Source organism: Arthrobacter sp. AL12 (assembly GCF_029960645.1).
In the GTDB taxonomy this organism is placed as follows: Bacteria; Actinomycetota; Actinomycetes; order Actinomycetales; family Micrococcaceae; genus Arthrobacter.
The window spans coordinates 1-19,615 of record NZ_JASBQY010000018.1 but is presented as its reverse complement, the minus strand read 5'-3'; the positions used below and the strand labels follow the sequence as shown (position 1 = coordinate 19,615).

The following is a 19,615-nucleotide window of genomic DNA, read 5'->3' as shown; positions in this document are numbered from 1 at the left end:
GGTTTGCGCGAACCGCAAGACTCTGCAGTCCGCTGCCTTCCCTGCTGCCACGACGCTGTGGAAACGGGCTCTGCGAGGGGTGACTCCGCGGCCCGGATTGCCGGCGCTGAGCTACTTGGTGCCCTCAGCTTCCGGCGCGGTTCCGGTGGCCTGGTGGCCGGGTGCTCCGGCCGCCGGTGCTCCGTTGGCGGGCTTGGTGCCGCCGGAGGATTCCTTTGACGCTTCAGCTGGGGCGGAAACGTGGCCTGGACCGCTTTGGTTATCAGGGAGATTATCACGCGATTCACTATCTGAGACAGCAGAATCCGAATGGCGGACATTACTGCGGGCAGGAACAGCGCCGGCCGGAACGGTGGCCGGCACCCTGTCCGCCGTGTCATCGCCGGCGTCGGCGCGCGCCGTGCCGGTTTCAGTGCCGCCGTGAGCGCCAGCGTCGGTGCCGCCATCAGAGCGCGCCATGCCGGTGTCAGTGCCGCCATCGGTGTCCATGTGGGTGTCAGATTCCGACGGCTCGTGTCCGGGCAGGTAGACCGTGTCGGGTTCCGTGGGCTTGCGCAGGCCCAGGATGATGAACGCGGCCAGGGCGCCCAGCAGGACGAAGATGCTGGTCCACACGTTCAGCCGGGTGGTGATGCCGAAGAGGCTGATCAGCTCGGCGTCGTCGATCCGCATCGCTTCGATCCAGACCCGGCCCAGCGTGTAGTAGACCGCGTACAGGCAGAACAGGCGGCCGCGGCGGAACCGGAATTTGCGGTCCAGCAGCAGCAGGATGCCGACGCCGACGAGGTTCCACAGGGATTCGTAGAGGAAGGTCGGGTGGAAGAGCGTGTCCGCGGCCATGCCCGGAGGGAAGTTCGGGTTCTCGGCGTCGATCTGCAGGCCCCACGGCAGGGTGGTGGGCCCGCCGAAGAGTTCCTGGTTGAAGTAGTTGCCCCAGCGGCCGATCGCCTGGGCCAGCAGCAGCCCGGGAGCCGCGGCGTCCATGAAAGCGCTCAGCTTGACGCCGGCCTTGCGGCAGCCGATCCACGCGCCCACGGCGCCCAGCAGCACGGCTCCCCAGATGCCCAGCCCGCCGCGCTGGAGCTGCGGGATCAGGGACAGGTCACCTGTCCCGTCGAAGCCGGGGCCGAAGTACGCGTCCGGGGAGGACACCACGTGGTAGAGCCGGCCGCCGATGATGCCGAACGGGATGGCCCAGATGGCGATGTCCCAGACGCTGCCCTCGGGGGCGCCGCGCTTGGTCCAGCGCACGGAGGTGAGCCAGAGCCCGGCGATGATGCCGAGCAGGATGCACAGGGCGTAGGCGTGGATGCGCAGTGACCCCCACGGCAGCGGGATGTCGAAACCGGACCAGTCCGGGCTCGGAATACTCGCGGGGATCATCGCCGCCGCGTGGAGGACTGACTGCATTGCTTAGGCTTCTTCCCTGGTAAGGCCGGTGCTGAGGTCTTTCGTCAAGGACGCTACCGCGTCCACGCCGCCGTCGCCGATGGCGACGACCAGCGCGGTGCCCACAATCACGCCGTCCGCGTATCCGGCGATCTCCCGGACCTGGTCCGCGTTGGACACTCCGAGCCCGACGCAGACGCGTTCAGCGCCGGCGGCGTGCGCGGCGGCCACCACGTCCCTGGCCGCGGAGCTGACCGAGGTGCGGGCGCCGGTGACGCCCATGATCGAGACTGCATAGACGAAGCCGCGGCTTGCCTCCACGGTGCGCTTCATCCGCTCCGGCGAGGACGACGGCGCCACCAGGAACACCCGGTCCAGGCCGTACTTATCCGAGGCTGCCATCCACTCCGACGCCTCGTCCGGGATCAGGTCCGGGGTGATGAGCCCGGCCCCGCCGGCGTCGGCCAGCTGGCGGGAAAATTCCTCCACGCCCATCCGGACCACGGGGTTCCAGTAGGTCATGACCAGCACGGCGGCGTCAGTCTTGCTGGTGATCCCGCGGACGACGTCGAAGACCTGCTTGACGTGGAAGCCCTTGGCCAGGGCTTGGGTGGTCGCGGCCTGGATGACCAGGCCGTCCATGACCGGGTCGGAGTACGGGATGCCGATTTCGATCAGGTCCGCGCCGTTTTCCGCGAGGGCGATGCCGGCCGCGATGGTCTCCTCGACGCTCGGGTAGCCGGCGGGCAGGTAGCCGATCAGGGCCGCACGGCCCTGGGCCTTGGCGCGGTCGATGGCCGCGGCCGACTTGCTGGCGTTTTGGGCGGCGCCCGGGTCCTGTACGGTGCTCACAGCTGCTCCCCCTCCGTGGCGATCTCGTGTTCGGGTGAATCCTTGTCCAGCAGGTCGAACCATTCCGCGGCGGTGGCCACGTCCTTGTCGCCGCGGCCGGAGAGGTTCACGAGCACGATCTTCTCGGACGCATCGCCTGACTCTCCGGCTTCGGCAGCGATCCGCTGGCCGACCTTCATGGCACCGGCCAGTGCGTGTGCGGACTCGATGGCCGGGATGATGCCCTCGGTGCGGCAGAGCAGCCGGAACGCGTCCATGGCCTCGCTGTCGGTGATGGGCTCGTAGCTGACGCGTCCGATGTCCGCGAGGTAGGAGTGCTCCGGGCCGACACCGGGGTAGTCCAGGCCCGCCGAGATGGAGTGCGATTCGATGGTCTGGCCGTCGTCGTCCTGCATGAGGTACGAGCGGGCGCCGTGCAGCACGCCGGGTTTGCCGAGGGAGATGGTGGCGGCGTGGCGGCCGGTTTCGACGCCCTCGCCGCCGGCCTCGAAGCCGTAGATCTTGACCGAGGGATCGTCCAGGAAGCCGTGGAAGATGCCGATCGCGTTCGAGCCGCCGCCGATGCAGGCGCACACGGCGTCGGGCAGCCGGCCGGTCTGCTCCAGGATCTGGGCGCGGGCCTCCTCGCCGATAACCTCGTGGAAATAGCGGACCATGGCCGGGAACGGGTGGGCGCCGGCGGCGGTGCCCAGCAGGTAGTGGGTGTTGTCCACGTTGGCGACCCAGTCGCGGAGGGCCTCGTTGATGGCGTCCTTCAGGGTCTGGGAGCCGTTGGTCACCGGGATGACGGTGGCTCCGAGGAGCTCCATCCGGGCCACGTTGAGGGCCTGCCGGCGGCAGTCCTCGGCGCCCATGTAGACGACACATTCCAGGCCCATCAGGGCCGCGGCGGTGGCGCTGGCGACGCCGTGCTGGCCGGCTCCGGTTTCGGCGATGACGCGGGTCTTGCCCATCCGCTTGGCCAGCAGTGCCTGGCCCAGCACGTTGTTGATCTTGTGCGAGCCCGTGTGGTTGAGATCCTCGCGCTTGAGGAAGACCCGGACTCCCCCGGCGTGCTCGGCGAAGCGCTTGGCCTCGGTCAGCAGCGAGGGCCGGCCGGCGTAGTTCTTGTTCAGCTCCGCGATCTGCGCGGTGAACTCGGGGTCCGCCTTGGCTTTCTCGAAGGTGTCCTCAAGCTGATCCAGAGCCGCGATGAGTGACTCCGGCATCCATCGGCCGCCGTAGGAGCCGAAGTAGGGGCCGGGGGCGTGCCGCAGGGATTCTCCACCCTGCAGGAACGCGTCCACGGCGCTTTCGTCTGAGCCGGCTGCTGGCGCATCGACCATCAGTCTCACCATCCTGTTCCACTGTTGATTAGATCTGGGTGCCGCACGGAGGTGCTGCCAGCGTCCTGCCGGGAGGTGCCCGGCAGGAACCGCGGGTCAGGAACGTGCGGCGATTGCTTGGGCTCCGGCGGCCATGAATTCGGCGATCCGCTCCCGCGGGGTCGCGTCGCTGACCAGGGCTTCGCCGACGAGTACCGCGTTGGCGCCGTTCGCGGCGAAATGCCGCACGTCGTCGACGCCGCGCACGCCCGATTCCGCGATGATGAGCGCGCCGGCGGGGATGCCTCCGGCGAGTTCGGCGAAAACGGAACGGTCGACGTCGAGCGTCTTGAGGTTGCGCACGTTGACACCGATGATCCGGGCTTCGGCGGCAACCGCCCGCTCGATTTCCTCGGCGGTGTGTGTCTCGACCAGCACGTTCATGCCGAGTTCGCGGCTGAGGGCGCTGAACTCGCGCAGCTGCGCGTCGGACAGGGACGCGACGATCAGCAGGATCAGGTCGGCGCCGTGTGCCCGGGCCTCCCAGATCTGGTACTCATCGATCATGAAGTCCTTGCGCAGCAGCGGGGTGTCCACGGCGGCCCGGACGGCGTCGAAATCCGCGAGGGAGCCGTTGAAGCGGCGCTGTTCGGTGAGGACGCTGATCGCGGCGGCGCCGCCCTCGGCGTACTGCACGGCGAGCGAGGCGGGGTCCGCGATGCTGGCGAGATCGCCCTTGGAGGGGCTGCGGCGCTTGATTTCGGCGATGACCTTCAACTGCCCGCGCGCCGGCGAGGCCCCGCCCAGGGCGGTCCAGGCGTCGCGTGCCGGGGCGGCCTCGGCGGCGCGTTCCTTCAGCTCCGCGAGCGTGACGAGGCGCTGACGGACCTCCATATCCTCCCTGACACCGGCATTGATGTCATCGAGAACAGTCACCCTTAGTGGCCGGAGTTCTTCAGCTTGCCGCCGCCCACGCCGTAGCCGGCCTTGCGCATGACGAAGCCGATGACCAGGCCAAGCAGCATCACAACGCCGCCCGCGATGAAGATCGTGGTGTTGGCGATGACAAAGGCGATGGACATGATGAGGGCGCCGACGAGCATAACAAATACCGTGGTCCAGGCGGCCGGGCTGTTGCCGTGCCCGGTCGGTTCGCGGTGATCGATGTCGTCGTAGGAGTAGCCGGTTCCGGCAGCGGGCTTGGGGGCGGAAACAGATGCTTTGCTCATTGAAATCTCCTCAGGGTGAATACTGCTTACATTCTGCCATTTATTGGCGGCCCAATTGTCCGAGTTACTGGCCGCGCCACTTGCCGCGCGCGCGGCACCGGCTCTGGGCGCGCACGCGGCACCGGCTCAGGTGGGGTCGTCACCGCGCGACAGCCGGTCCCAGCTGTCGATCTCGTCCGCCGGACCGGCCGGCGCCGCGGACCCGCCGGCGGCGGCAGCACCCGTGGCTGCGATGTCATATTTCGTGCGCGCCTTCCAGTACCGGCCCGCCGGGATGACCAGCAGGGCGCCGAGCCCCAGCAGGGCGCCGGCCACGACGGCGAGGGCCGGAAACACCGTGACGTCCACCTGCACGTCGCTGCCCGTGATCCCGGTGGCGGCGGCGATGGAGCCCTGGGCGGCGGCCAGCGGGTCCGCAATAACGACCGCGGCGGCGCTGACGATGCCGGCGGCGGCCAGCAGGATGAGCGCCGTGATGACCCAGCGGCCGATCCGGCCGGCAATCGACACGGCGAGTCCGCCGGCGAGGGCCACCAGCGCCAGCGCCGTCACCGTGGTCGCGGCTTTGCTGCCCTGCACCTGCAGGCCGTCCTGGGCATCGACGGCCGCCCCGAGCTGGGCCGGGTCGAGGTGGACGGTGAGCCAAGTCTGCGTGGTGGTGCCGAAGACGACGAGCGCCAGGGCGGCGATGGCCAGCACGAGGGTGGATTTCCGGGCCCAGCTGGGAACGACGGGGCTGGTGCTCCTGACCGTGGTGCCGCTCATGCCTGCGTCCCGGCGTCGGAAACGGACTCCGGCGTGATGTTGCGCAGCGACCGGGCCGTGTGCACGGCGCGCATCGGGGCGGCGGCCTTGTTGACGGTTTCCAGAGCCTCGGTGGCGTTCACCGAGTCGGCCACGATGCCGCCGCCGGCCTGTACGTAGGCGCGGCCTTCGCGCAGCAGGGCCGAGCGGATGGCGATGGCCATGTCCATGTCACCGGCGAAGTCCAGGTAGCCCACCACTCCCCCGTAGATCCCGCGGCGGTGCGGTTCCAGCTCATCGAGCAGGCGCAGCGCGCGGGGTTTGGGGGCGCCGGACAGCGTTCCGGCCGGGAAGGTCGCTTTCAGCACGTCGTAGGCTTTGGCTGTGGGCGCCAGCTTGCCGACCACGGTGGAGACCAGGTGCATGATGTGGCTGAAGCGCTCGACCTCCATGAACTGGGTGACGTCCACGGAGCCGGCCACACAGACCTTGGACAGGTCGTTGCGGGACAGATCCACCAGCATCAGGTGCTCGGCGCGTTCCTTCTCGTCCGCGAGGAGCTCCTCGGCCAGTGCCTTGTCCGCCTCCACGGTCTTGCCGCGCGGCCGGGAACCGGCGATGGGGTGGGTGATGACTTCCTCGCCGGTCACTGTCACGAGCGCTTCCGGGGAGGACCCCACGATCGAGTACTGCCGGCCGTCGGCGTCCTCGAGGCTGAAGATGTACATGTAGGGGCTCGGGTTGGTGTTCCGCAGCACCCGGTAGACATCCAGCGGGTCCGCGCCGCATTCCATTTCGAAGCGGCGCGAGATGACCACCTGGAAGACTTCGCCGTCGACGATCGCTTCCTTGCTCCGGTCCAGGGCGGCGAGGTAGTCCGTCTCATCCCAGCGTTCCTGCACGCTGGAGGCGAAGTCCAGGGCGGCGGCGTCCAGCACGGAGACGGGCTGCTGGACGGGGGTGCTGACCTGCGCCAGCAAGGCCTTGACCCGGGCGACGGCGTCATGCCAGGCCTCGTCGACCCGCTCGGTGCTGTTGTCGAAGTTGATCGCATTGGCGATCAGCAGCACGGTGCCGTCCATGTTGTCGTGCACCGCCATGTCGGTGACGAGGTTCAGCGCCATTTCCGGCAGCTCCAGATCGTCCTCGGGCGGGCTGGTGAGCCTCTCCCAGTGCCGGACGGTTTCCCAGCCGAGGAAGCCGACCAGGCCGGAGGTGAACGGTGGAAGGCCGTCGAAACGGTCGGTGCGGAGGGCCTCGACGGTGTCCCGGATGGCGTCCACCGGGCTGCCGCCCAGCGGAACGCCGACGGGCGGTTCGCCGAGCCAGTGCGCCTGGCCGTCCTTGGTGGTCAGGGTGGCCCGGGAGCGGGCGCCGATGAAGGAGTAGCGGGACCAGGAGCCGCCGACGGCCGCGGACTCCATCAGGAACGTGCCGGGCTGGCCCTGGGCGAGTTTGCGGTACAGCCCGATCGGGGTTTCTGCGTCAGCCAGCACCTTCAGCCGGACGGGGATGACACGGCTGTGGCCTGCGAGTTCACGGAACTCCTCCAGGCCCGGGCTGATGATTCCAAGGTCCTGCATGGCTGTGGTTTCCGCCTGTTCTTTCAGTGGTCCTGAAGGTTGAGAGTATGGGGCTGTCCTCGTTGTGGGGCTGTCCCCATCGTGCGGCTGTGTTGTGCGGCTGCGCGCCGCCGCCAGCGGCCGGGCCGGCCGGTGGATTGCCGCGCCGGCGGTTCACCAGGCCGGTGGTTTATCGGGCCGGCCGGCGTCCCCGGTCAGCCGGCGTGGCCGGTGACGACGTCGAGACCGCGGCCCTCGAAGCAGGTCCGGGTCCCGGTGTGGCAGGCCGCGCCGACCTGGTCCACGCGGACCAGCAGCGCGTCGCCGTCGCAGTCCATCGCGAGGGATTTGACCCACTGCACGTGGCCTGAGGTGTCCCCCTTGCGCCAGTACTCCTGGCGGGAGCGGGAGTAGAACGTCACCCGTCCGCTGGTCATGGTGCGGTGCAGGGCCTCGTCGTCCATCCAGCCCAGCATGAGCACCTCGTTGGTGTCGTACTGCTGCACGATCGCTGCGACCAGGCCGGCGCTGTCACGTTTCAGGGCGTCAGCGAGGCCCGCCGGGAGCGGGCTTGCGGGCGCGGGCGGGCCGGGAACGGCGGTGCCGACGGGCTCTCCCGTGACGGTGGTGCCATCAACGGGGCTTCCATCAACGGGGCTTCCATTAATAAGGGCGGGGGCGGGGTGCTCAGACATCAGCTCAAGTCTAGTGCCTTGGCGCGGGGCGCCGCCCAGTTCCCCGGCGCCCCGCTTAACATCCGCGCCATCACGGCGTAAATCACTTCCCCGGGGCCACAACGACGGCGGTTCAGGTGCACACGCGCCGTCGTCTCGTGCTAGTTTCACAAGTGATGTATTTCGTCGATCCCTCCCGAGAAGTTCTGGCCGAAACCTTGCTGGCGGCCGGTCCTGACTCCCCCACGCTCTGTAAGGGCTGGCGTACCAGGGACCTTGCCGCCCACCTGTACCTGCGCGAGCGGAAAGCCGCCGTCGGACTCGGCCTGCTGATCAAGCGCCTGGCCAGGGCGTCGGACCAGGCCACGGCCGCACTGGCCGCCAAGCTCACGACGCCGGAGGAGTACAACAAGCTCGTCAACTCCTTCCGCGCCGGCCCCTCCGCGTTCTCGCCAATGAAGATCAAGGCCGTGGACGAAAGCGCCAACCTGATCGAATACTTCGTCCACACCGAGGACGTCCGCCGCGCCGTGGACCGCTGGGCGCCCCGCGCCCTCGACGAGGAGTACTCGGACGCCCTTTGGGATGAACTGGTGAAGCGCGCGGCCATCCTTTACCGCGGTGTGGACCTCGGTATTGTGCTGGTGCGCCCCTCCGGCCCCCGGCACGTCGCCAAGCGCGCCCCGGTCTCGGTGGCGATCGTCGGTGAGCCGGGCGAACTCCTGATGCACGCGCATGGGCGCACCCGCCACGCGCTCGTGACCTTCGAAGGCCAGCCGGACGCCGTCGCGCTCCTGCAGTCCGCCGAAGTCGGGCTCTAGTCCCCAACACCGCCACACAAAGCAACGCGGGGTCACCTACCGCCCAAAATCCCCTCCGGTACGGGCGTTACCTGACCCCGCGTTGCTTTAAGCCGCTGGGTGGGTGGTGGGGTCAGCGGACTTCGAAGCCGGCGTTCCGGATTGCGGCCTTGACCTGGGCGATCATGTCCAGCGGGCCGAAGTGGAAGACGGACGCGGCGAGCACGGCGTCGGCGCCGGCCGCCACGGCCGGCGGGAAGTGCTCCGGCTTGCCGGCACCGCCGGAGGCGATGAGCGGGACCTTGACGGCGGCCCGTGCGAGGCGGATCAGTTCCAGGTCGAAGCCGTCCTTGGTGCCGTCGGCGTCGATCGAGTTCAGCAGGATCTCCCCCACCCCGCGGTCGGCCGCTTCACGGGCCCAGGCGATGGCATCGATGCCGGTGCCCTGGCGGCCGCCGTGCGTGGTGACCTCGAAGCCGGAGGCGGTGGGCTCCGACCCCGGGCGGGTGCGCCGCGCGTCGAGCGACAGCACCAGCACCTGGGACCCGAAGTGCCGGGTGATCTCGTCGATCACGTCGGGCCGGGCGACGGCTGCGGTGTTGATCGCCGCTTTGTCCGCGCCGAAGCGCAGGAGCTTGTCCACTTCGGCCACGCCGCGGACGCCGCCGCCGACGGTCAGCGGGATGAAGACTTCCTCGGCCGTGCGCCGGACGACATCGAAGGTGGTCTCCCGGTTGCCCGAGGACGCCGTGACGTCAAGGAAGGTCAGCTCGTCGGCGCCGCCGTTGTCGTAGCGGTGCGCGAGTTCCACCGGGTCCCCGGCGTCGCGCAGGCCCTCGAAGTTGATGCCCTTGACGACGCGGCCGGCATCAACGTCCAGGCACGGGATAACGCGGACGGCTACAGCCATGACTTCTCCTGGGATTCGCTTACGAAAAGGTTGACGCGCGCCGGTCAGATGCGGCAGGCGTGGATCGTGCTGACCAGGATGGCGCGCGCGCCGAGGTCGTAGAGCTCGTCCATGATCCGGTTGGTCTGCTTCTTCGGCACCATCGAGCGGACGGCAACCCAGTCCGAATCGCGCAGCGGCGAGACCGTCGGAGATTCCAGGCCGGGCGTGAGGGCCGCGGCTTCTTCCACGAGTTCCTTGCGGATGTCGTAGTCCATCATGACGTACTGGTGCGCCACGAGGACGCCCTGGAGCCGGCGGATCAGCACGTCGGCGGCCGGGTTCCGCTCGCCCTTGCGGCCGATCAGGACGGCTTCGGAGTGCAGGATGGGCAGCCCGAAGATCTCCATGCCGGCGGCCTTGAGCGTGTTGCCGGTTTCGACGACGTCGGCGATCGCGTCCGCGACGCCGAGGCGCACGGAGGATTCGACGGCTCCGTCGAGGCGGACGACCTTGGCCTTGATGCCGCGCTCGGCGAGGTAGCCGCGGAGCAGCCCGTCGTAGCTGGTGGCCAGGCGCTTTCCTTCGAGCTGTTCCACCGTGGCGAAGTCGCCGACCGGGCCGGCGAAGCGGAAGGTGGAGGCAGCGAAGCCCAGCGGGAGCAGTTCCTCGGCCTCCACCTCGGCGTCCAGGAGCAGGTCGCGGCCGGTGATGCCGACGTCGAGCGTGCCCTGGCCGACGTAGACGGCGATGTCGCGGGGGCGGAGGAAGAAGAACTCAATGTCGTTGTCCGGGTCCAGCATGACCAGCTCGCGGGTGTCGCGGCGCTGGCGGTAGCCGGCCTCGGCGAGCATGGCGGAGGCGGCTTCGGACAGGGATCCCTTGTTCGGGACGGCAACTCTCAGCATGGGGGAAGTCTTTCTTGGTCGGGACGAAGTCCATTCAAAAACAGTCCATTCAGAAACAGTCTGTTCACGAACATCCGTTCAGGAACAGCCGGTCCGGGGTCAGTCAGGTTCAGGCACAGCGGGCCACGCGATACAACGGAACCGCAGGTCAGAGCCTGGCCGGTTCCGGCACGGACGTGGCTAGAGATGCTTGTAGACGTCTTCCAGGCTGAGTCCTTTGGCGAGCATCAGAACCTGCAGGTGATAGAGCAGCTGCGAGATTTCCTCGGCGGCGGCTTCGTCGGATTCGTACTCGGCAGCCATCCAGACCTCGGCTGCTTCCTCCACGACTTTCTTGCCGATGCCGTGGACTCCGGAATCCAGTTCGGCGACGGTGCGGGAGCCCTCCGGACGGACGGCTGCCTTCTCACTCAGTTCTGCGAACAGCGATTCGAAATTCTTCACGCCCTCCAGCCTACTTGCTCGCGGCCGGAGGGCACCTGCCGGGCCCTTGCATGACGGCGGGGATGTGAGCGATTACACAGAACGCAGGGTCCGGCCGGGCCCCGCGCGGGGCCCGGCAGGATCTGGTGCGCAGCCTCAGCTGAACTGCTGGAGTGTCACCGCTGTAGCGAGGGCGGCGGTTACGGCCTCGTGGCCCTTGTCTTCGGTGGAGCCCGGGAGCCCGGCCCGGTCGATGCCCTGCTGTTCGGTGTCGCAGGTGAGCACGCCGAAGCCAACAGGGACGCCGGTGCGGACCGAGACCTCGGTCAGGCCCAGCGTGGCCGCTTCGCAGACGTACTCGAAGTGCGGGGTTCCGCCGCGGATCACGACGCCGAGCGCCACGACGGCGTCGAAGTGCGGTGCCAGCCGGGCGGCGGCGACGGGGAGCTCGAAGGTGCCGGGGACCCGAAGCACGGTCGGTTCGCTGATGCCGGCGTCCTTCGCCGCGCGCAGGGCGCCGTCCAGCAGCCCGTCCATGATCTGGGTGTGCCAGCTCGCGGCCACGATGGCCAGTTTCAGCTGGGAGGTTTCCTCCGGATTGAAGGTGCTGAGGTCAATCTGTGGTGCGCCGTGTCCGCTCATCTGGGAATCCTTGTTCTGCTCAGTTGTGGTGTGCATGCCGAAAAGTGTGCGTGCCGAAACCTCGGGCCGGCCCGGGCGGGCCGGCTGAAATCCGTTCGGGGTCAGTCCTGGTCGAAGCTGCGGGGGACGGCAACCGGCGCAGCCGGCTCCATGTCCAGGACCAGCCGGTGGTCCATCCGGTCCTTTTTGGTCTGCAGGTACCGGATGTTCTGCTCCCGGGAGGGGACTTCGGTGGGCACCATCTCCACGACGCGGACGCCGGCCCGGGCCAGCCGGTCCTGCTTGTCCGGGTTGTTGCTCAGCAGCCGCACCTCATGCAGGCCCATGTCCGCGAGGATCTGGGCCGCGGCCTTGTAGCAGCGGGCATCCACCGGCAGGCCCAGCTGTTCGTTGGCCTCCACGGTGTCGAAGCCGGCTTCCTGCAGGGCGTAGGCCTTCATTTTGTTGGCCAGGCCGATCCCCCGCCCCTCCTGGCCGCGCAGGTAGAGCAGGGTCCCGCCGAATTCGTTGATCATCTCGAGGGCATAGGCCAGCTGCTCCCCGCAGTCACAGCGGTAGGAGCCGAAGACGTCGCCGGTGAGGCACTCCGAATGCAGCCGGACCAGCGGGGCCGTCCCGTCAACCGGCGGCAGCGGGGAGCTGACCGCCAGATGCTCGGCGCCGGTGGCCAGGTCGGTCCAGGCCTGCGCCACGAATTCACCGAAGGCTGTGGGCAGTTGGACGACCGGACCGGCGCTAACCGGATGCGGCTGGCGTCCGGCAGCCCGCTGTTCTTGTGCTTCCGACGTCGTCATCGTTTCTCCTCCATTAAACCGTGTCCGTCGTGTGGCCGGCAGGCTGACCGGCCTCAAGGTAAGCCACCAGATCCGCAATCGAGACCAGCGGGCAGCCGTGCTCGCGGGCGAAGCCACGTAGTCCGTCCAGCCTCATCATTTCCCCGTTGTCGTGCACCACTTCAGCAATCACTCCCACGGTCTCGAGTCCGGCCAGCCGGCACAGATCCACGGCCGCTTCGGTGTGGCCGGGGCGTTCCCGCACTCCCCCCTTAACGGCCCGGAGCGGAAATATGTGCCCGGGGCGGGTCAGCGCCGCCGGCTGGCTGCCGGGGTCGGCCAGGATCCGGGCGGTCAGAGCCCGGTCCGTGGCGGAGATTCCGGTGCTGACGCCCACCGCGGCGTCGCAGGACACCGTGTAGGCGGTGCCCTTGGCATCCTCGTTGATTTCGACCATCGGCGGCAGCGCGAGGGCGTCGGCCCGGCCGGCGTCGAGCGGTACGCAGATCACGCCGGAGCTGTACCGGATGGTCCAGCCCATCAGGGCCGGGGTGGCGTGCTGGGCGGCGAAGATGATGTCGCCTTCGTTTTCGCGGTCCTCGTTGTCGACCACCAGGACGGGGCGTCCGGCGGCCATGGCACGGATGGCGTCCTCGATGAGGTCCAGGCCTGCCGGCGGGATGACCGGGGCGGCAGGCTCCGCGGGCAGGGCAGACTCGGCGGGCTCGGCGAGAAGGGGCTGCGGGGCAGGGATGTCCTTGACGGTGTTCACGCTGTTACCCCCTTCGCGTGTTCTGCTGCTCCCCCGGCTGCCGGCCCTGAAAAAGCGAGCAGGCGCTCAGTGTACTTCGCCAGGACGTCAACTTCGAGGTTCACGTGGCTGCCGGGGGCTTTCGCGCCCAGTCCGGTGTCCGCCAGCGTGGTGGGGATCAGCCCGACTTCGAACCACGGCGCCTGTTCGGGTGCCGGGCTCACAGCGGTCACCGTGAGGGAGACGCCGTCGACGGCGATGGACCCCTTCTCGGCGATGTAGCGCGCCAGTCCGGCGGGAACGCCGAAGCGGAGCCGGTCCCAGTTGCCCAGCGCCTCGCGCTCCAGCAGCTGCCCGACGCCGTCGACGTGGCCCTGGACGACGTGCCCGTCGAGCCGGCCGCCGGCCGGGACGCAGCGTTCCAGGTTGACGGGGTCGCCTGCGGCGAGTTCGCCGATGGTGCTGCGTGTCAGGGTTTCGCCCATCACGTCAACACTGAAGTCCTTGCCGTCGATTTCCGTGGCCGTGAGGCAGACGCCGTTGACGGAGATGGAGCCGCCGAGCGCGAGTCCGTCGGTGCTGCCGGGTGCGTGGAGCCGGACGGTGGCGCTGATGTCGCCGTTGCGGTCAACGGACAACACCTTCCCCTGCTCGGCGATAATTCCGGTGAACATCAGTTGCCTCCTGCGGCGGTGTCCGCACCTGTGCGGAGCGGGGTTGAATCGGCTGAAGTTTTGGTGGCGGCCGGCACGGGTGCCGGGGCGCCGGCAGCCGCGCTGGCTATCTGGGCGCTGGCCGTCTGGCTGGTTGTAGCGCTGGTTGTAGCGCTGGTTGTCTCAGCGCTGGTTGTTGAGGCGCCGGCTGTCAGGGCAGGGCGCAGGTGCAGCCGCAGGTCGCGGCCAAGCTGTTGGACCGCCCCGCCGGAGGCGGGGTCCCATTCCCACTGCTGGGCCTCGGCCAGGGTGGTGATGCCGAGGTCCTCCAGTGCCGGGGTTCCGGAGCCGAGAAGCGTCGGGGCCAGGTAGACGATGAGTTCGTCGACGAGCCCGGCCGCGAGGAAGGCACTGAGGATCCGGGAACCGCCTTCGACCATGAGGTGGCGGACCCCGGCGGCAAACAGCCCGTCCAGCGCCTCCCGCGGATTCCGGGTGGGCAGGTGGAGGACCTTGCCGTCGTCGCCGTTGATGGCGGCGCCGTCGGGAATCCCCCGGTAGCCCATCACCACGCGCAGCGGCTGGCGGGCGGCCGGTTCGCCGTCGGCACCGCGGGCGGTGAGGCGCGGGTTGTCGACCAGCACCGTCTGGGTGCCAACCAGAATCGCGTCGATCCGGCCGCGCAGGGCGTGGTTGTCGGCGAGCGATTCCGGGCAGGAAATCCACTGGCTGGTGCCGTCGCTGGCGGCGATCCGGCTGTCGAGGGTCTGCGCGATGTGAAGGGTGACGAAGGGGCGGGTGGCCGCAACGGCGTCGAGCCAGCGCCGGTTCAGCTCCAGGGCGGCCTCGGCGCCGAGTCCGGAGCGGACGCGGACCCCCGCGGCGCGCAGTGTTTCCGCGCCGCCGGCGGCGGGGTCGTGCGGATCGTCGATCGCGTAGACGACGTCCGTGATGCCGGCCCCGATGATCGCCTCGGCGCAGGGCCCCGTGCGTCCGCAGTGGTTGCACGGCTCCAGCGTGACCACCATCGTGGCACCGCTGAGGTCCAGGCCGGCGGCCTGTGCCTGGTCGATCGCGTCGGCTTCCGCGTGAGCGGTGCCGGCCCCGCGGTGGTGGCCCGTGGCAATCCGGGTTCCGTCAGCCTTGATCACGACGGCGCCGACCAGCGGGTTCGCGCCCCGCGGCCCCTGCCGGGCTGCTGCGAGGGCGGCGTCCATGGCGGCGACCTCGGCTGCGCTGAAACCGGCCACGGCCCCCGCGTCGGCGGCCGTCTCGGGTGTGGGGTGTCTGAGGCTCATCAGCCTGCCACCGGGCTTTCGAAAACCGGAGTGGTGGTGAAGAGCCATCGCAGAGAGTTCATGTAGTTGTCGTTCCTTCCCTCAAAAGCCGCGATGGCTCCGGGGGTATACGACAGCGAACTTCCGCGGCGCCATGAGGGCACCGCAGTAAAAGCTGTACGTGCTTCTCTCATCCAGACTTTAACTGTCGGTACCGGAGTTCCACCGGTTCAACCGTCTGCCGGCAGCCTTCCCAGGGGAAGCGCCGGCGCGCGGGTCGCGGACTATAACCGCCGGTTCGGACTTACACCGACCCCGGAGCACGTATGTGTCTTGCTATTCTGGCACAACCGCCGGGTAGCTTCGGCTATTCCCGCCGGCAGGATGTTACGGCTTGCGTCATTTTCGCCCCGGCGTGCCGGCCGCCGGCGGCGCGGCGGGCGGTGGCCAGCGGTGCGGTCGGCAAGCGGCTTGGCAGCCAGCGCGGTGGGCGCCGGCCAGCGGTCCACGCTGGCGGACTGACCCGGGGTGCGGTCGGCAAGCGGCTTGGCAGTCAGCGCTGGCCCGCGGTGCGGAGCCGTTCGATGGCCTTGGCAGGATCATCGGCACCGTAGACGGCGGAACCGGCCACGAAGACGTTGGCGCCGGCGTCCGCGGCACGCCAGATCGTGGCTTCGGTGATGCCGCCGTCGACCTGCAGCGCCACGTCCAGCCCGGACGCGTCAATCGCGGCGCGGGCCCGGCGGATCTTCGGCAGCGTGAGGTCCAGGAATTCCTGGCCCCCGAATCCCGGTTCCACCGTCATGATCAGCAGCATGTCGATCTCACCGAGCATGTCCAGGAAAGGTTCCACCCCGCTGCCCGGCCGGAGCGCGAGCCCTGCCTTCGCCCCGCGGGCCCGAAGCTCCCGTGCCAGCTTGATCGGCGCAATCGAGGCCTCGGCGTGGAACGTCACGGATGCGACGCCGGCCTCGGCGTAGGCCGGAGCCCAGCGGTCCGCATGCTCGATCATCAGGTGGGCATCCAGCGGCACCGGGCTGATCTCCTGCAGGCGCGCCACCACCGGCAACCCCAGCGAGAGATTGGGGACAAAGTGGTTGTCCATGACATCCACGTGCACTGCATCGGCGGTGCTGATTTTGCGCAGTTCGGCTTCGAGGTTGGCGAAGTCGGCGGAGAGAATGCTCGGGTTGATACAGCACTTGGCCATGTGGAATTCCTTGTCGTTCTGCTGAGGTGTCCTGTCAAGGGCGCGGGCTCCAGTGCCCCAGTATTCCCTGTAATCAGGCCTTTTTGTGGATGAGCGCCAGGAACATGGCGTCCGTCCGGTGAACATGCGGCCAAAGCTGGGCAGTGAGCTCGTGTCCGGCGTCGAGGTGGCCCGTGAGGCTGACGCTGTCCAGCACCGCACCGGCGTCGAGCAGTTCGAGGTCCTCACGTTTGCGCATGACATCACTCACGACGGCGGTTGTCTCCGCCGGGTGCGGTGAGCAGGTCACGTAGGCGACCACGCCCCCGGGCTTCACGGCGCCCAGCGCGGACTTGAGCAGCTCGCGCTGCAGCGGGCCGAGGTCCGCCAGGTCCTTGGGCGTCCGGCGCCAGCGGGATTCCGGGCGGCGCCGCAGGGCGCCGAGTCCGGTGCAGGGCGCGTCGACGAGCACCCGGTCAAAGCTCTCCGGCATCTCCGTGCCCACGTCGCGGCCGTCTCCGGTCCGCACATGCCAGACCTCGTGCGGCACGGCAGCGAGGGCCTGCCGGACCAGTTTGGCGCGGTGCGGGGCGGGTTCGTTGGCCAGCAAGGTGGCACCCCGTTCCCGGGCGAGGGCGGCGAGCAGGGCCGCCTTGCCGCCGGGGCCGGCGCACATGTCCAGCCAGCGTTCGGCTGACGGTTCCGTGCCGGGGCTCCGGTCCCCTGCAGTCAGGGTGCTGCCCAGGTCGACGGCGGCCATGGCGCGGGCCACGAGCTGGGAGCCGACGTCCTGGACACGGGTGGTGCCTTCGCGGACGGAGGCGAGCCGGCCGAGGTCTCCGCCGCTGGAGAGCGCCGAGCCTTCGACGAGTTCGCCGGGCGTGGCGCCGCCGTCGAGGGCCTCGTCCAGGCTGCCGAGCCCCGGGAGTGCCACGAGGTTGACCACCGGGGCGGCGTTGTCGGCCTCGAGGAGGTCGCTGATTTCGCTGACCGGGCGGCCGTGGGCCACCAGGGACTGCCGGAGGGCCCGGACAATCCACTCCGGGTGGGCGTAGCGGATGGCGGCTTTTTTGGTCTCGTCCGTCTCGTCGCTGAGCAGCAGGTCCAGCCACTCCTCGAGCGTGCGGGCGGACACCTTGCGCAGCACGGCGTTGATGAGCGCCGACGGCCCGGCGCCGATCACGGCGCGGGCCAGGCCGACGGTCTGGTCCAGGGCGGCGTGGGCGGGGACGCGCATGGCCAGCAGCTGGTGGGCGCCGATCCGGAGGGCATCGAGGATGGCCGGGTCCAGCTGGTCCAGCGGACGGTCCACGCAGCGGGCCAGGATCGCGTCATAGGTGCCCTGGCCGCGCAGTGCCCCGTAGCTCAGCTCCGTGGCGAAGCCGGCGTCGCGCTTGTCCAGGTTATGGTGCCGGATCCGGGCGGGCAGCACGAGGTTGGCGTAGGCGTCCTCGGCGGCGACGGCGCGCAGGACCTCGAAGGCCACGAGCCGGGCAGGGTCTGCCCGGCGGGTGCGCTGGGACGGGGCGTTCTCGGTGAAGCCGCGCTGCGGTCCGCGGTTGCGTTCCCGGCCCTGTGCGTTCCGCTGGCTCCCGTCCCGGCTCCGGCCGCCCTGGCCGCCCTGGCCCGCCTGGCCGCCCTGGCCCGCCTGGCCGCCCTGGCCCGCCTGGCCGCCCTGGCCGGCGCCGCGCTGGCCGCCGGATCCGCCGCGCTGGGGGCCGTTGCCTCGGCCGCTGCCGCTCGTCCCGGACTCACTCATTCGAATACCACGCTTTCAAGTGTTGCCTGTCCGCGCGCCCAGTCGGCGGCGGTCATCATTTTCTTCCCCGAAGGCTGGACCCGGGTGAGCTCCACCGGGTGTGAGCCGGTTCCCACCAGCACGCTCTTGCCCTCCAGGGCCAGGTGTCCGGGTTTCAACGCCGGCTCACCGGGCCGCAGAATGACGGGTTCCAGCTTGATCCGCTGGCCGCCGAGGGTGGTCCACGCGCCGGGTTCAGGGGTGACCCCGCGGGCCCGCCGTCCGATCGCGAGGGCGGGCTGCTGCCAGTCGAGCCGGCCGTCCCCGAGGGTGAGTTTGGGGGCGAGGCTGACCTCGCCCTGCTGCGGCACCGCGGCGGCCTGGCCGGCGTCGACGGCTGAGAGCGTCTGGGCCAGCAGCACGGCACCGCTGTGGGAGAGCCGCTCCAGCAGCGCCCCGGCGGTGTCGTCGGGCCGCACGGCTTCGGTCAGGGTGCCGAATACCGGGCCGGTGTCCAGTCCTTCCTCCAGCAGGAAGGTAACGGCCCCGGTCACATCATCGCCGGCGATCAGGGACCGCTGCACGGGCGCCGCGCCGCGCCAGGCCGGCAGCAGGGAGAAATGCAGGTTGATCCAGCCATGCCGGGGAAGGTAGAGGGCCGGCCGGGGAATGAGCCCGCCGTAAGCCACGATGGCGGCGACGTCGGGATCGGCGGCCGCGATCTGCTCCGTCACCGCGGCGTCGACCTTGGCCGCGTGGATGACCCTGATGCCCAGTTCCGCGGCACGGGCAGCAACTGGCGACGGCGTCAGCACGCGTTTGCGTCCGAGCGGCGCGTCCGGGCGGGTAAGGACGGCGACGACGTCGAACCCCGCCGCGACGAGGGCATCCAGGGACGGCACGGCCACGGCCGGTGTCCCGGCGAAGAGAACCCTCACGGGGAGGTACCGAAGGAGCCGAAGCTGCCCGGACCTGCGCTGCCGGACCCGAAGCTGGTGCCGACCGTCCTGGCGCGCTTCGCCGTCGTCTGTTCGGTGATGGAGTCGTAGTTGGCGTTCCGGATGGCGCGCAGCGCGGTCTTCCGGTCTTCACCTTCGAGCCGGTCCGTGAAGAGGATGCCGTCGAGGTGGTCGGTTTCGTGCTGGAAGGCCCGGGCCAGCATGCCTTCGCCCTCCACCGTGACGGGGTCGCCGTGCTGGTCGACGCCGGTGACGCGGGTATGCCGGTGACGGCGGACCGGGAAACCGAGGCCGGGGATGGAAAGGCAGCCCTCGACCTCGTCGGGCTGGAAGTCGTCACTGTTTTCCAGCACGGGGTTGATGATGTGTCCCTCGACGCCGCCGATGCGGTAAGTGAAGACGCGCTGGCTGACGCCGACCTGGGGTGCGGCCAGTCCGGCACCGTCCACGTCCTCCATGGTCTCGGTCATGTCGGCAACAAGCTTCGCCAGCTCAGGCCCGAATTCCGTCACGGGATCAGCGAATGTGCGCAGCACAGGATCCCCGATGATGCGGATATTCAAAATGGCCATGTGCAATCTGTCCTTACAGTGGGCGGCGACGGGATCCAGTCCAGTTTAGTTGCACATGGGCACCGGACCCGGACGGGGTCGGTGAATCGGCTCGGGCGGGGCGGACCGGCGCCCCCGCTGGGCAGCCGCGCGCGGAATCGCGGGCAAACCGCGCGGCGGGATGGGCCGGGCGCGCTGGACGGGCTGGGACGGACGTGCACGCTGGGCTGGGACGGACGGAGCGCCCGGATCTGTGCTCTTCTCACCCGGGGTTCGCACGCAGTTTGGCCGGCCGCGGTTCCTGGATG

Annotated in this window: 21 protein-coding genes and 1 riboswitch; of the genes, 1 reads left to right on the top strand and 20 read right to left on the bottom strand. The window is 69.4% G+C overall.

Going from position 1 to position 19,615, the window contains the following annotated elements; all coding sequences use genetic code 11:
* Positions 1-111 precede the first annotated feature (111 nt).
* The 8 genes from lgt to hisI all read right to left on the bottom strand — a co-directional run bounded on the left by lgt (position 112) and on the right by hisI (position 7,775).
* The gene (gene lgt / locus QK291_RS16185; protein WP_282383711.1) at positions 112-1,410 is read right to left on the bottom strand and encodes a prolipoprotein diacylglyceryl transferase; all 1,299 of its coding nucleotides are present in this window, start codon (positions 1,408-1,410) and stop codon (positions 112-114) included.
* A gap of 3 nt (positions 1,411-1,413) precedes the next feature.
* Positions 1,414-2,241 (bottom strand): tryptophan synthase subunit alpha, encoded by an 828-nt coding sequence (trpA, locus tag QK291_RS16180; protein ID WP_282383710.1) that lies wholly within the window; start codon positions 2,239-2,241, stop codon positions 1,414-1,416.
* The gene (gene trpB / locus QK291_RS16175) at positions 2,238-3,566 is read right to left on the bottom strand and encodes a tryptophan synthase subunit beta (protein WP_282383708.1); all 1,329 of its coding nucleotides are present in this window, start codon (positions 3,564-3,566) and stop codon (positions 2,238-2,240) included. The genes trpA and trpB overlap by 4 nt, the downstream gene beginning before the upstream one ends.
* A gap of 96 nt (positions 3,567-3,662) precedes the next feature.
* Complete coding sequence (gene trpC, locus QK291_RS16170) at positions 3,663-4,481, bottom strand: indole-3-glycerol phosphate synthase TrpC (protein WP_282383707.1); 819 nt, start codon at positions 4,479-4,481, stop codon at positions 3,663-3,665.
* 2 nt (positions 4,482-4,483) lie between these two features.
* Positions 4,484-4,774 carry an HGxxPAAW family protein gene (locus QK291_RS16165; RefSeq protein ID WP_282383706.1) on the bottom strand — a complete coding sequence of 97 codons (291 nt, stop codon included), beginning with the start codon at positions 4,772-4,774 and terminating at the stop codon, positions 4,484-4,486.
* A 126-nt stretch (positions 4,775-4,900) separates the two neighbouring features.
* Positions 4,901-5,539, bottom strand: coding sequence for a Trp biosynthesis-associated membrane protein (locus tag QK291_RS16160; protein WP_282383705.1), 639 nt, complete (start codon positions 5,537-5,539; stop codon positions 4,901-4,903).
* Positions 5,536-7,101: an anthranilate synthase component I gene (locus QK291_RS16155; protein WP_282383703.1), complete on the bottom strand. Its 1,566-nt coding sequence runs from the start codon at positions 7,099-7,101 to the stop codon at positions 5,536-5,538. Before QK291_RS16155 ends, QK291_RS16160 begins: the two co-directional genes overlap by 4 nt.
* 194 nt (positions 7,102-7,295) lie before the next feature.
* Complete coding sequence (gene hisI, locus QK291_RS16150; RefSeq protein ID WP_282383701.1) at positions 7,296-7,775, bottom strand: phosphoribosyl-AMP cyclohydrolase; 480 nt, start codon at positions 7,773-7,775, stop codon at positions 7,296-7,298.
* A gap of 155 nt (positions 7,776-7,930) precedes the next feature.
* On the opposite strand from hisI, the gene QK291_RS16145 reads away from it, so the two are divergent.
* Positions 7,931-8,575 carry a TIGR03085 family metal-binding protein gene (locus tag QK291_RS16145; RefSeq protein ID WP_282383700.1) on the top strand — a complete coding sequence of 215 codons (645 nt, stop codon included), beginning with the start codon at positions 7,931-7,933 and terminating at the stop codon, positions 8,573-8,575.
* A 112-nt stretch (positions 8,576-8,687) separates the two neighbouring features.
* Here the strand turns inward: QK291_RS16145 and hisF are convergent, their stop codons facing one another.
* The 12 genes from hisF to def form a co-directional block, all read right to left on the bottom strand.
* The gene (gene hisF / locus QK291_RS16140; protein ID WP_282383698.1) at positions 8,688-9,464 is read right to left on the bottom strand and encodes an imidazole glycerol phosphate synthase subunit HisF; all 777 of its coding nucleotides are present in this window, start codon (positions 9,462-9,464) and stop codon (positions 8,688-8,690) included.
* A gap of 44 nt (positions 9,465-9,508) precedes the next feature.
* Positions 9,509-10,351, bottom strand: coding sequence for an ATP phosphoribosyltransferase (hisG, locus tag QK291_RS16135; protein WP_282383696.1), 843 nt, complete (start codon positions 10,349-10,351; stop codon positions 9,509-9,511).
* A gap of 180 nt (positions 10,352-10,531) precedes the next feature.
* Entirely contained in the window at positions 10,532-10,795 is a 264-nt protein-coding gene (locus QK291_RS16130; RefSeq protein ID WP_024367461.1) for a phosphoribosyl-ATP diphosphatase, read from the bottom strand.
* 135 nt (positions 10,796-10,930) lie between these two features.
* The gene (ribH, locus tag QK291_RS16125; protein ID WP_282383781.1) at positions 10,931-11,416 is read right to left on the bottom strand and encodes a 6,7-dimethyl-8-ribityllumazine synthase; all 486 of its coding nucleotides are present in this window, start codon (positions 11,414-11,416) and stop codon (positions 10,931-10,933) included.
* A gap of 101 nt (positions 11,417-11,517) precedes the next feature.
* A complete protein-coding gene (gene ribA, locus QK291_RS16120; protein ID WP_282383695.1) occupies positions 11,518-12,210 on the bottom strand; it encodes a GTP cyclohydrolase II in 693 nt (230 codons plus the stop codon).
* Positions 12,211-12,223: 13 nt separating this feature from the next.
* Positions 12,224-12,826: a 3,4-dihydroxy-2-butanone-4-phosphate synthase gene (ribB, locus tag QK291_RS16115; RefSeq protein ID WP_282383780.1), complete on the bottom strand. Its 603-nt coding sequence runs from the start codon at positions 12,824-12,826 to the stop codon at positions 12,224-12,226.
* Between the two features lie 131 nt (positions 12,827-12,957).
* Positions 12,958-13,614 (bottom strand): riboflavin synthase, encoded by a 657-nt coding sequence (locus QK291_RS16110; RefSeq protein ID WP_282383694.1) that lies wholly within the window; start codon positions 13,612-13,614, stop codon positions 12,958-12,960.
* On the bottom strand, positions 13,614-14,891 hold the full coding sequence (gene ribD, locus QK291_RS16105; RefSeq protein ID WP_282383692.1) for a bifunctional diaminohydroxyphosphoribosylaminopyrimidine deaminase/5-amino-6-(5-phosphoribosylamino)uracil reductase RibD: 1,278 nt from the start codon (positions 14,889-14,891) through the stop codon (positions 13,614-13,616). The genes QK291_RS16110 and ribD overlap by 1 nt, the downstream gene beginning before the upstream one ends.
* A 156-nt stretch (positions 14,892-15,047) precedes the next feature.
* Positions 15,048-15,198: riboswitch (FMN riboswitch) on the bottom strand.
* Positions 15,199-15,423: 225 nt separating this feature from the next.
* Complete coding sequence (gene rpe, locus QK291_RS16100) at positions 15,424-16,080, bottom strand: ribulose-phosphate 3-epimerase (protein WP_282383690.1); 657 nt, start codon at positions 16,078-16,080, stop codon at positions 15,424-15,426.
* 73 nt (positions 16,081-16,153) lie between these two features.
* Positions 16,154-17,818, bottom strand: coding sequence for a transcription antitermination factor NusB (locus QK291_RS16095; protein WP_282383688.1), 1,665 nt, complete (start codon positions 17,816-17,818; stop codon positions 16,154-16,156).
* Positions 17,815-18,735, bottom strand: coding sequence for a methionyl-tRNA formyltransferase (fmt, locus tag QK291_RS16090; RefSeq protein WP_282383686.1), 921 nt, complete (start codon positions 18,733-18,735; stop codon positions 17,815-17,817). The genes QK291_RS16095 and fmt overlap by 4 nt, the downstream gene beginning before the upstream one ends.
* Positions 18,732-19,328, bottom strand: coding sequence for a peptide deformylase (gene def, locus QK291_RS16085; RefSeq protein WP_282383685.1), 597 nt, complete (start codon positions 19,326-19,328; stop codon positions 18,732-18,734). The genes fmt and def overlap by 4 nt, the downstream gene beginning before the upstream one ends.
* Between the last annotated feature and the right edge of the window lie 287 nt (positions 19,329-19,615).

Bases quoted from the DNA above. Each gene is read 5' to 3' on its own strand.
- lgt (WP_282383711.1), bottom strand. From the start codon at position 1,410: ATGCAGTCAGTCCTCCACGCGGCGGCGATGATCCCCGCGAGTATTCCG.
- trpB (WP_282383708.1), bottom strand. From the start codon at position 3,566: ATGGTCGATGCGCCAGCAGCCGGCTCAGACGAAAGCGCCGTGGACGCG.
- QK291_RS16165 (WP_282383706.1), bottom strand. From the start codon at position 4,774: ATGAGCAAAGCATCTGTTTCCGCCCCCAAGCCCGCTGCCGGAACCGGC.
- QK291_RS16160 (WP_282383705.1), bottom strand. From the start codon at position 5,539: ATGAGCGGCACCACGGTCAGGAGCACCAGCCCCGTCGTTCCCAGCTGG.
- QK291_RS16155 (WP_282383703.1), bottom strand. From the start codon at position 7,101: ATGCAGGACCTTGGAATCATCAGCCCGGGCCTGGAGGAGTTCCGTGAA.
- hisI (WP_282383701.1), bottom strand. From the start codon at position 7,775: ATGTCTGAGCACCCCGCCCCCGCCCTTATTAATGGAAGCCCCGTTGAT.
- QK291_RS16145 (WP_282383700.1), top strand. From the start codon at position 7,931: ATGTATTTCGTCGATCCCTCCCGAGAAGTTCTGGCCGAAACCTTGCTG.
- hisF (WP_282383698.1), bottom strand. From the start codon at position 9,464: ATGGCTGTAGCCGTCCGCGTTATCCCGTGCCTGGACGTTGATGCCGGC.
- hisG (WP_282383696.1), bottom strand. From the start codon at position 10,351: ATGCTGAGAGTTGCCGTCCCGAACAAGGGATCCCTGTCCGAAGCCGCC.
- ribH (WP_282383781.1), bottom strand. From the start codon at position 11,416: ATGAGCGGACACGGCGCACCACAGATTGACCTCAGCACCTTCAATCCG.
- ribA (WP_282383695.1), bottom strand. From the start codon at position 12,210: ATGACGACGTCGGAAGCACAAGAACAGCGGGCTGCCGGACGCCAGCCG.
- ribB (WP_282383780.1), bottom strand. From the start codon at position 12,826: ATGGCCGCCGGACGCCCCGTCCTGGTGGTCGACAACGAGGACCGCGAA.
- QK291_RS16110 (WP_282383694.1), bottom strand. From the start codon at position 13,614: ATGTTCACCGGAATTATCGCCGAGCAGGGGAAGGTGTTGTCCGTTGAC.
- ribD (WP_282383692.1), bottom strand. From the start codon at position 14,891: ATGAGCCTCAGACACCCCACACCCGAGACGGCCGCCGACGCGGGGGCC.
- rpe (WP_282383690.1), bottom strand. From the start codon at position 16,080: ATGGCCAAGTGCTGTATCAACCCGAGCATTCTCTCCGCCGACTTCGCC.
- QK291_RS16095 (WP_282383688.1), bottom strand. From the start codon at position 17,818: ATGAGTGAGTCCGGGACGAGCGGCAGCGGCCGAGGCAACGGCCCCCAG.
- def (WP_282383685.1), bottom strand. From the start codon at position 19,328: ATGGCCATTTTGAATATCCGCATCATCGGGGATCCTGTGCTGCGCACA.